9 protein-coding genes are annotated in these 10664 nt (G+C 73.5%); 6 read left to right on the top strand and 3 right to left on the bottom strand.

Going from position 1 to position 10664, the window contains the following annotated elements; genetic code table 11:
- Positions 1-5: 5 nt before the first annotated feature.
- The 3 genes from QL983_RS07775 to QL983_RS07785 are packed head-to-tail and all read right to left on the bottom strand — an operon-like array spanning position 6 to position 2536.
- Positions 6-1145: an adenylate/guanylate cyclase domain-containing protein gene (locus QL983_RS07775; RefSeq protein ID WP_020625513.1), complete on the bottom strand. Its 1140-nt coding sequence runs from the start codon at positions 1143-1145 to the stop codon at positions 6-8.
- Entirely contained in the window at positions 1142-1669 is a 528-nt protein-coding gene (locus QL983_RS07780) for a PH domain-containing protein (RefSeq protein WP_041103555.1), read from the bottom strand. The genes QL983_RS07775 and QL983_RS07780 overlap by 4 nt, the downstream gene beginning before the upstream one ends.
- Positions 1670-1699: 30 nt before the next feature.
- The gene (locus QL983_RS07785; protein WP_020625511.1) at positions 1700-2536 is read right to left on the bottom strand and encodes a biotin--[acetyl-CoA-carboxylase] ligase; all 837 of its coding nucleotides are present in this window, start codon (positions 2534-2536) and stop codon (positions 1700-1702) included.
- Positions 2537-2725: 189 nt separating this feature from the next.
- On the opposite strand from QL983_RS07785, the gene QL983_RS07790 reads away from it, so the two are divergent.
- From QL983_RS07790 to QL983_RS07815, 6 genes are all read left to right on the top strand, one after another.
- Entirely contained in the window at positions 2726-4309 is a 1584-nt protein-coding gene (locus QL983_RS07790) for an acyl-CoA carboxylase subunit beta (protein WP_020625510.1), read from the top strand.
- Positions 4306-4599, top strand: a complete 294-nt coding sequence (locus QL983_RS07795; RefSeq protein ID WP_020625509.1) for a hypothetical protein — start codon at positions 4306-4308, stop codon at positions 4597-4599. The genes QL983_RS07790 and QL983_RS07795 overlap by 4 nt, the downstream gene beginning before the upstream one ends.
- Positions 4600-4633: 34 nt before the next feature.
- Positions 4634-6322, top strand: a complete 1689-nt coding sequence (locus tag QL983_RS07800; RefSeq protein WP_135019286.1) for a DUF885 domain-containing protein — start codon at positions 4634-4636, stop codon at positions 6320-6322.
- Positions 6319-7014, top strand: coding sequence for a nucleoside triphosphate pyrophosphatase (locus QL983_RS07805; RefSeq protein ID WP_144879265.1), 696 nt, complete (start codon positions 6319-6321; stop codon positions 7012-7014). Before QL983_RS07800 ends, QL983_RS07805 begins: the two co-directional genes overlap by 4 nt.
- A gap of 164 nt (positions 7015-7178) precedes the next feature.
- A complete protein-coding gene (locus QL983_RS07810; RefSeq protein ID WP_061867396.1) occupies positions 7179-9035 on the top strand; it encodes a biotin carboxylase N-terminal domain-containing protein in 1857 nt (618 codons plus the stop codon).
- Positions 9036-9206: 171 nt separating this feature from the next.
- Positions 9207-10664 (top strand): MFS transporter (locus tag QL983_RS07815; RefSeq protein ID WP_290152171.1); only part of this gene is annotated, 1458 nt, incomplete at its 3' end.

Consider the following 10664-nt stretch of genomic DNA (forward strand, 5'->3'; position numbering starts at 1 on the left):
CTCGATCAGTCGGCGAGCAGGGTCTGGGCCGACCCGTCCAAGAGCAGGGAGGGGCGGACCTCTCCGAACCCGCGGACGATCCTGGGCGGCTGCGGGACGAGCACGAAGCGCTCGTCCCGGGACAGGGCCGCAGCGGTCATGGCGTCCACGAGCACGGTACCCGGATCGGCCAGGGACGTCAGCCGCGCGGCGAGGTTCACGGTGGGCCCGTAGATGTCCCCCATGCGGGAGAGCACCCGTCCCCATGTCAGGGCGACGCGCGCCGAGGGCAGCTCCTCGTCCGCGGCGATGGTCTCGGCCAGGGAGAGCGCGATCGCGGCGCCGGCCTCGGGGGTCTCGGCGTTGAACATGACCTCGTCGCCGATGGTCTTCACGAGCCAGCCGCCGCCGGCCGAGATGGTCTCCGCGGCGAGGGACTCGAAGCGCAGCACCATGCGGGCCAGCGTCCGGTCGTCCATGGTCCGGGAGAGCGTCGTGTAGGAGACCATGTCCGCAAAGCCGACGGCGCGGGCCAGCGGCAGCGGCGCATCCGACTCGGAGCCGTCGCGGCCCTGGGCGCTGGCCGCCAGCCCGGCCTCCACGCGCACGGTCAGGCGCTGGACGGCGCGGTTGAGCTGGCGCCGATAGACGATCCGCATGGCCTTCTCGAGCGGTCCGACCATGTCCGGGAGCATGTCGACGACGGCCCGCCGTGCCTCCGGGTCCGTCAGGCCCTCGGAGGCGATCTTGTCCTCCACGAGCGCCTCGATCTGCCACACCACCATGCGGTCCGTCATCTGCCCGATCGAGCGGGCCAGCGAGATGGCGGTGTCCTCGTTCAGCGTCCCCGAGCGTACGAGCGTGAGCACGGACTCGAACGCCTCGATGTCCGCCTCGGTGAAGGCCTTGTGCCCCTCCGGCGACGGCGGATAGCCCAGCGCACGCCAGATCTTCCGGGCGGAGGCCATCGAGACGCCGAGGCGCTGCGCCACCTCCCGTGAGGTGTAGGCGCGCGGGCCCACCACCAGGCCGGCGTCGAGCGTGCGCATCGCGCTCGTCCAGCCGGCGGGCTGGGCGGAGCGCTCCTCGATGTCGCGGGCGGTCTCGTCCTCAGCCGACGGGACGATCGGCAGCGGTGCGGTGTCCGGTGTCTCCGGACGGCTCATCGGAGGTCTCCTGTCGGGACGGGGGCGGGCCAGGTCGCGGTGCGGGCCTGGCGGGTGAGGTGGGCCAGGGCCTCCTCGAAGCGCGCGGCCTCGGGGACGTCGCGCAGCCGCCAGTGGACCTGGCGGGCGGGCTCCTGGAAGAGGATGTGCAGGTCTCCGGCACCCGAGCCGCGGCGGCGCCGCTGCACGTCGGCGATGGACACGAGCGGCATGGCGGCACCGGAGCCGCCGACGCCGGCGCCCTGGAGGATGCGGCGGTCGGTGAGCACGGTGCGCCGGAAGACCCAGCGCCACAGCGGGCGGATGGTGCCGGGGAGCAGGACGAGCGCCGCGACCACCCACGCGGCCGCCTCGAGCACGGCGCGGTTCGCGGCGACGATCCCGGGCAGGTCGGGGCGTGCGAGCACGCCGACGGCCAGGCCGAGCAGGAACGCGACGGCCACGAGGACCGCGGCCGGGCGCAGCAGCGCGCGCGGGTGGGTGCGGGTGCGCACCATCACCTGCTCACCGGGCTCGAGTCGCACGGCGGTCACCTCCTGACCGGGACGGGTGTGTCATGCGCCGCGATGGACGTCTCCGCGCAGGTGGGCCACGTCCCCCGCACTGACCTCGGTCTCGATTGTGCCACGGTCCGGTGTGACGTGCTTCACGCGCAGGGTGCCGCCGGGGCCGAGGCCCACGGCCGTGCCCTCCAGCACGCCGCCGCCGGGCAGCTCGGCGCGCACCGCGCGGCCCAGGGTGGAGAGGCGGTCCGCCACGGCCGCCACGGCGGGGTGGCGTCCGTCCACGGCCGCCGCCTGTCCCGCCACGCCCGCCGCGAAGCGGTCCACGGCCGCCACGACGGCGTCGCGCAGCTCGACCGCGAGGTCCCGGGGCGCGGGCACGGCGTCCGCGCCGATCCACTCCGCCAGGTCCGAGGCGGTGTCCACCGGGGCGGCCCCGCGGTGGTCCAGGTTCACGCCCATCCCGACGGCGACGCCGGGCCCCTTGCCGTCCGAGGACAGCGCCACCGTGGCCAGCACGCCGCACAGCTTGCGCCCGTCCGTGGCGAGCACGTCGTTCGGCCACTTCACGTGCGTCGGGACGCCCCGGGCCGCGAGGCGCTCGGCGACCGTGGCGGAGGCGACGAGCGAGAGCCAGCTCAGATGGGCCGGGGAGACCGGCACCCCGCCGGACTCGGGACGCAGGTACACGGACAGGGCGAGCGCCGCACCCGGCGCGGCGCTCCACACCCGGGAGTGCCGTCCCCGGCCGGCCCGCTGGTCCGCGGTGGCCACGGCCGCACCGTGCCGGTGCCCCTCGCGGTCCAGCCGTGCGAGGAGCTCATCCTGCGTGGAGCCGGCGGAGTCCAGCCAGGTCAGATCCGGTGTGGGGGCGTCGTCGGGGTGCATGCCCCTAGATATACACGGCGTTCCCGGGGGCGGGCCGGGCGGGCCGATCCGCTCCCGGGGCGCGCGGAGGGGCGGCCCGGGCCGACGTCCTCGTCGTTTGTGGGCTTCCTCCAACCGAGGGCGTCCGCGGCGGCCCGTAGACTGGCCGACTGAGCCTCCGCATCTGGCGGACCACCACAAGGAGGACGTGTGACCGATCCCGATCTGACCACCACGGCCGGCCGGCTGGCCGACCTGCATCGGCGGCTCGAGGCGACGGCCGCGCCCGGCGGCCCGGACGCCGTCGAGCGCCAGCACGCGCGCGGCAAGCACACCGCGCGCGAGCGGATCGATCTCCTCCTGGACGAGGGCTCCTTCGTGGAGCTGGACGCGCTGGCCGTGCACCGCACCACCGCGTTCGGCATGGACGCCAAGCACCCGGCCGGCGACGGCCTGGTGTCCGGCTTCGGCACCGTGGACGGGCGCCAGGTGGCCGTCTACTCGCAGGACTTCACCGTGTTCGGCGGCTCGCTGTCCGAGCGCAACGGCCAGAAGATCGTGAAGGTCCAGGAGTTCGCCGCGCGCAACGGCTGCCCCGTGATCGGCATCCTCGACGGCGGCGGCGCGCGCATCCAGGAGGGCGTGGCCTCCCTCGCCCAGTTCGCGGACATCTTCCGGAACAACGTCCTGGCCTCGGGCATGATCCCGCAGATCTCGCTGATCATGGGCCCCTCCGCCGGCGGCGCGGCCTATTCGCCGGCGCTGACGGACGTCGTGGTGATGGTGGACCGGACCTCGCACATGTTCATCACCGGCCCGGACGTGATCAAGACCGTCACGGGCGAGGACGTGGACATGGAGACCCTCGGCGGCGCCCGCTCGCACAACGCCACCTCCGGCACCGCCCACTACATGGCCTCCTCGGAGGAGGACGCGATCGCCTACGTGCAGGAGCTGCTCGAGCTGCTGCCCTCCAACAACCTCGCAGAGGCCCCGACCTTCGAGGCCGCGGACCCGGAGCCCACGGACGAGGACCTCGCCCTGGACGAGATCATCCCGGACTCCGCCAACCAGCCCTACGACATGCTCGAGGTCATCGCCTCGATCGTGGACGAGGGCCACCTGCTGCAGCTGCAGGAGCTGTACGCGCCCAACGTGATCACCGGACTGGCCCGCCTGGACGGCATGAGCGTGGGCGTCGTCGCGAACCAGCCGCTGCAATTCGCCGGCACCCTGGACATCGCCGCCTCGGAGAAGGCCGCGCGGTTCGTGCGCTTCTGCGACGCGTTCAACATCCCGATCATCACCCTCGTGGACGTGCCCGGGTTCCTGCCCGGCACGGACCAGGAGTTCAACGGCATCATCCGCCGCGGCGCCAAGCTGATCTACGCCTACGCCGAGGCCACCGTGCCGAAGCTGACCGTGATCACGCGCAAGGCCTTCGGCGGCGCATACATCGTGATGGGCTCCAAGAAGCTCGGCGCCGACCTGAACCTGGCCTGGCCGAGCGCGCAGATCGGCGTGATGGGCGCCCAGGGCGCCGTGAACATCCTGTACCGGCGCGACCTGAAGGCGACGGCGGAGGCGGGCGGCGACGTCGATGCGCGCCGGGCCGAGATCGTGGCCGACTACGAGGCCGAGCTGCTCAACCCGTACCAGGCCGCCGAGCTGGGCTACGTGGACGCCGTGGTGCCCCCGCACGCCACCCGCGGCCAGCTCATCCGCGCCCTGCGCGCCACCCTGCACAAGCGCGAGGCCCGCCCCGCCAAGAAGCACGGGAACATGCCGCTGTGAGCGCCCCGCTGGGTCCGGGCGCCCCGGACGAGAACGACGAGTCGACGCAGGCCACGCCGGCGTCGGCCGACCCGCTGCAGCTCAACGGCCCGGAGTTGGAGCCGGAGGAGATGGCCGCGCTGGCCGCCGTCCTCGAGGCGGCCGCCGCGGCCCGTGCCGAAGCCGCCCGGCTCGCCGCCGAGGCCGCCGACCCCCGCCCCCTGGACCGCACGCTCCGCCGTCGCGGCGACCTGGGCCTGTGGGCCCGGCCCGGCCGCGGCCAGTGGCGTCAGGGCGCGGGCCCGCAGTGAGCCGGGGGCGGGCGCCAGCGCCTAGAGTGCCGGTATGACCCAGCACACCTCCGAGGCCGCCGTCGACGGCGCCCGCACCCCGTCCGCCATCGACGCGCTCGCCGAGCGCTACGTGACCGACCTCCTCGCCCTGCACCCGGACACCGCCACCGAGCTCGGCTTCCCGGGCCGCGAGACCGAGTACACGGACTTCTCCCCCGCCGGCGCCCGCGCCGACGACGAGCTCAACGCCCGCCTGCTCGAGGACTTGGCCGCGCTCGAGCCGCAGGACGAGACGGACCGCGTCACGAAGGCGGCCATGCAGGAGCGCATCGGCCTCGAGCGCGAGATCCACGCGACCGGCCGCACCGAGCTGAACAACATCGCCTCCCCTGCCCAGGGCATCCGCGCGGTCTTCGACCTCATGCCCACGGACACCGCGGAGCAGTGGGGCCACATCGCCGGCCGCCTCGAGAACCTGCCGGCCGCCCTGCGCGGCTACACCGAATCCCTGCTCGCCTCCCGCGACGCCGGCCACGTGGCCGCGGTGCGCCAGGTGGACATCGTGGTGGAGCAGGCCCGCGCCCACGGCGCCGCGGGCGGGTTCTTCCCGGGCCTGGTCGAGCGGGCCGAGGCAGCCGACGTCGTGGACGACGCCCTGGCCGCCCGCATCCGCTCCGGCGCGGACGCCGCCGCGCAGGCCTACCGCGACTTCGCGGACACGCTCGAGGCCGAGCTGCGCCCGCACGCCCCGGAGGCGGACGGCGTCGGGATCGAGTACTACCGGCTGGCCTCCCGCGACTTCCTCGGCGCCGAGATCGACCTCGAGGAGACCTACCGCTGGGGCCAGGAGGAGCTGGCCCGCATCATCGCCGCGCAGCAGGCGGACGCCGAACGCATCCGGCCGGGCGCCACGATCGAGGAGGCGCGCGCGATCCTGGACGCGGACCCGGAGCGCACCCTGAAGGGCACCGAGGCCCTGCGCACGTGGATGCAGCGGCTCTCCGACGACGCGGTCGAGGCCATGAAGGAGCACTTCGAGATCCCGGCCCCGATGGACCGGCTCGAGTGCATGATCGCCCCCACCCAGGAGGGCGGCATCTACTACACCGGCCCCTCGGACGACTTCTCCCGGCCCGGCCGCATGTGGTGGTCCGTGCCCCCGGGCGAGGACGAGTTCACCACGTGGGCGGAGACCACCACGGTCTACCACGAGGGCGTGCCGGGCCATCACCTGCAGATCGCCACCGCCATGATGAACCGGGAGAACCTCAACCTGTGGCGCCGCAGCTTCTGCTGGACGTCCGGCCACGGCGAGGGCTGGGCGCTGTACGCGGAGAAGCTCATGGAGGAGCTCGGCTTCCTCGACGACCCGGGCGACCACCTCGGCATGCTGGACATGCAGCGCATGCGCGCGGCCCGCGTGGTGTTCGACATCGGCTACCACTGCGGCTTCGACGCCCCCGAGTCCGAGGGCGGCGGCGCGTGGACCCCGGAGAAGGGCTACGCGTTCCTGTCCAAGCACCTGAGGATCTCCGAGGGCCAGCGCCGCTTCGAGTTCACGCGCTACCTCGGCTGGCCGGGGCAGGCGCCGGCGTACAAGGTGGGCCAGCGCATCTGGGAGCAGATCCGCGCCGAGCACGAGCAGGCCGAGGGCGCCGATTTCGACCTCAAGGCCTTTCACACCCGGGCCCTGCGCCTGGGCGGCATGGGCCTGGACACCCTGCGGGAGGCGCTCGCGTGATCCCGCACGACGACGGCGCGGCCGGCCTCGGCACGGGCCTGCGGCTGGTGCTCGGCTCGGCCTCCCCCGGCCGAGCGGAGGTCCTGACCCGGGCGCGGGTGCCGTTCCGCGTCGTCGTCTCGGGGGTGGACGAGGCGGCCGTGGGCGCGGCGGCGGGCGACCCGTCGCCGGCGGAGCTGGCGGGCCTGCTGGCGGAGGCCAAGGGCCGCGACGTGGCCGCCCGGGTGGCGGCCGCCGGCGTCGACGCGCCCACGCTCGTGCTCGGCTGCGACTCCGTGTTCGAGTTCGACGGCCGCGCCCACGGCAAGCCCTATGAGCCCGAGGTCGCCGTCGAGCGCTGGCGCGCCCAGGCCAGCCGGCAGGGCGTGCTGCACTCGGGCCACTGGCTGGGCCTGGTGCTGCCGGAGTCCGGGGCCGCGTCGGGGATGGCGGAGGAGGCGGGCGTGGTGTCCGCCGTCGTGCGCTTCGGCGCCGTCACCGAGGCCGAGATCCAGGCCTACGTGGCCACGGGCGAGCCGCTGCACTGCGCGGGCGCGTTCACGGTGGACGGTGCGGGCGCGGCCCTCGTGGACGGCGTGGACGGGGACCCCAACGCGGTGATCGGGCTGTCCGTGGCGTGGCTGCGGCGGGCCACGGCGGCCCTGGGCCAGGACTTCACCCGGTTGTGGGAACCCTCCAACGCGCAGCGCTGATCCGGCGCGACAGGGCCGCGTGCCTCGGAGGGTTCCGCCACAACGAGTAGGGTGCTGGTCAGAGTCGGCGCCGTCCCGCGCCTTTCGCCCCACCGGGTGAGGGGCACGACCCCGGACGTGGCGCCCGCACCCCCAGCCGTGATCGTCCGAGGAGTCCATCGCCCATGAGCATCGCCGACGCACCGCAGGCCTCGGTCGTCCCGCCCGTCGACCCCGCGGCGGAGCGCCGGTTCTCCCGGGTGCTGATCGCCAACCGCGGCGAGATCGCCGTGCGCATCATCCGGGCCTGCCAGGACGAGGGGCTGACCTCCGTGGCCGTCTACGCCGAGCCGGACCGGGACGCCCTGCACGTGACGCTCGCGGACGAGGCCGTGGCCCTCGGCGGGGAGACCGCCGCCGACTCCTATCTGGTGATCGGCAAGATCCTCGACGCCGCCGAGCGCGCGGGCGCGGACGCCGTGCACCCCGGCTACGGCTTCCTCTCCGAGAACGCGGACTTCGCGCGCGCCGTGGCTGACGCCGGCCTCGTGTGGATCGGCCCGCCCGCCGAGGCGATCGACCGGCTGGGCGACAAGGTCTCGGCCCGCCAGCTGGCCACCAAGGTCGGCGCCCCGCTGGCGCCGGGCACCACCTCCCCCGTGACCGGCACGGAGGAGGTCGTCGCGTTCGCGGACGAGTTCGGCCTGCCGGTGGCCATCAAGGCGGCCTACGGCGGCGGCGGCCGCGGCATCAAGGTGGCCCGCACGCGCGAGGAGATCCCCGAGTTCTACGAGTCCGCGGTCCGTGAGGCCGTGGCCGCGTTCGGCCGGGGCGAGTGCTTCGTGGAGCGCTTCCTGGACAAGCCGCGCCACGTGGAGACGCAGTGCCTGGCGGACGTGCACGGCGACGTCGTCGTGATCTCCACCCGCGACTGCTCGCTGCAGCGCCGCAACCAGAAGCTCGTGGAGGAGGCCCCGGCGCCGTTCCTCACGGACGAGCAGAACGCCCGCCTCGTGGAGTCCTCCAAGGCGATCCTGCAGGAGGCCGGCTACGTCGGCGCGGGCACGTGCGAGTTCCTCGTGGGCCAGGACGGCACCATCTCCTTCCTCGAGGTGAACACGCGTCTGCAGGTGGAGCACCCGGTCTCCGAGGAGATCACCGGCATCGACCTCGTGCGCGAGCAGTTCCGCCTGGCCCGCGGCGAGGCCCTCGGCTACACGGACCCGCAGCCCCGCGGCCACTCGATCGAGTTCCGCCTCAACGGCGAGGACCCGGGCCGCAACTTCCTGCCCGCCCCCGGCCGGCTCACCACGTTCCGCATGCCCAGCGGCCCGGGCGTGCGCGTGGACTCCGGCGTGGTGGAGGGCGAGACCGTGTCCGGGGCCTTCGACTCCATGGTCGCCAAGCTGATCGTCACCGGTGCGGACCGCCGCCAGGCCCTGCAGCGCGCCGCCCGCGCCCTGCGCGAGGCCGAGATCGTCGGCATGCCCTCGGTGCTGCCCTTCCACCGCGCCGTGGTGCGCGACCCCGCCTTCGCCCCCGAGATCGCCGGCTCGGAGGAGCCGTTCTCGGTGCACACCCGGTGGATCGAGACGGAGTTCGCGAACCGCATCGAGCCGAGCGCCCTCACCCCGGCCGAGCCGGCCCCCCGCGAGGCGCGCCACACCGTGACCGTGGAGGTCAACGGCAAGCGCGTGGACGTCACCCTGCCCACGTGGGGCGAGGCCCTGCACACGATCTCCGGCGCCGCCCAGCGGGCCGGTGCGGGACGACGCCGGCCCCGCGGCAAGCGCGGCGCACCGGTGGCCGCGGCCGTCAGCACGGACGCGCTGACCGCCCCGATGCAGGGCACCGTGGTGAAGGTCGCCGCCGAGAACGGCCAGACCGTGGCCGAGGGCGACCTGATCGTGGTCGTGGAGGCCATGAAGATGGAGCAGCCGCTCGCGGCCCACCGCGCGGGCGTGGTCAGCGGTCTCGAGGTCGAGCCGGGCCAGACGGTCACGGCCGGCACGGTGATCGCCACCATCGCCGACGCGGAGTGAGCCGCCGGCGACGACGGCGGGGAGCGCCGGCGTCGTGGGCTGGTTCCACATGGTGGACGACGGGGACATGACTCTCGCAGATCGGCGCGACGAGGCTTAACCTGACACGCATCTTCGTCTCACATCGTGGTCGTTCGCGACCCCCTGTGCCCGTCATACCAGGGAGACACCATGTCCCACTCCACCCCGCCCGCGAACCCGGGCGCCCCCACCGATCTCACGTCGGACGCGGTCGCCACTGCGGAGGAGGTGCCCCGCTCGCGGGTCATCATCGCCTCGCTCGTGGGCACCTCGATCGAGTTCTACGACTTCTACATCTACGCCACGGCCGCCGTCTCGGTGTTCCCGCTGATCTTCTTCGCGGGCGGCGACGACAACACGGCCCTGCTGGCCTCCATGGCCACCTTCGGCGCGGCGTTCGTCGCCCGGCCGCTGGGCGCCGTCGTCTTCGGCCACCTGGGCGATCGCGTGGGCCGCAAGACCACGCTCATCGGCTCGCTGCTGACCATGGGCATCGCGACGTTCCTCATCGGCCTGCTGCCCACGTACTACCAGATCGGCCTGTGGGCGCCGGCCATGCTGACGCTGCTGCGCTTCTTCCAGGGCCTGGGGCTCGGCGGCGAATGGTCCGGCGCCGCCCTGCTGGCCACCGAGTATGCCAAGGACGGCAAGCGCGCGCAGGCGGCCATGTGGCCGCAGCTCGGCGCGCCGATCGGCTTCCTGCTGGCCAACGGCCTGTTCCTCGCGCTCGTGCTCGGCTTCGGCCACGACTCCACGAGCCCGGTGCTCGACGGCCCGTTCCTCACGTGGGTGTGGCGCGTGCCGTTCCTGCTCTCGATCGTGATGGTGGCCGTGGGCCTCTACGTCCGCGTCAAGCTCGAGGAGACCCCGGTCTTCCAGCGCGCCCTCGACCGCGACCAGCGCGTGAAGGCGCCGCTGGGCGAGGTGTTCCGCCGCAACTGGTGGGAGCTGATCCTGGGCACCTTCGTCATGTACGCCACCTACGTGCTCTTCTACCTGATGACCACGTGGATCCTCTCCTACGCGATCGGCAAGCCGGCCAACGGCTTCCTGGGTGTCCCCTACGCCGAGTTCCTCGTGCTGCAGCTGGTCGGCATCCTGTTCTTCGCGGCGTTCGTGCCGGTCTCCGGCCTGCTGGCGGACCGCTTCGGCCGCCGCCCCACCCTGATCGTGATCTCGGTGCTCATGGTGGTGTTCGGCCTCTCGTTCGGCCTGTGGCTCGCGCCGGCGAACATGGGCGTGGGTGCGGAGCTGAACGTGCCGCTGATGCTGACGTTCCTGGCCACCGGCATGACGCTCATGGGCCTGACCTTCGGGCCGATGTCCGCGGTGCTGCCCGAGCTGTTCCCCACGAACACGCGCTACACCGGCTCCGGCATCGCGTACAACGTGTCCTCCATCCTCGGCGCGGCGCTGACCCCGTTCATCGCCGCCTGGCTGGTGCAGAAGTTCGACGTCTCCTACGTCGGCTACTACCTGGCCGCCGCGTCGGCGATCACCGTCATCGCGCTGGCGCTCTCCCCCGAGACCCGGCACACGGACCTCGACACCGTCACCTCGGCCCGGGAGCGCCGCGCCGAGGATGGAGGACACGTTGTACGCGATGCC

Origin of the sequence: Micrococcus sp. APC 4021, from assembly GCF_030407635.1 — a bacterium.
Classification (GTDB): domain Bacteria; phylum Actinomycetota; class Actinomycetes; order Actinomycetales; family Micrococcaceae; genus Micrococcus; species Micrococcus luteus.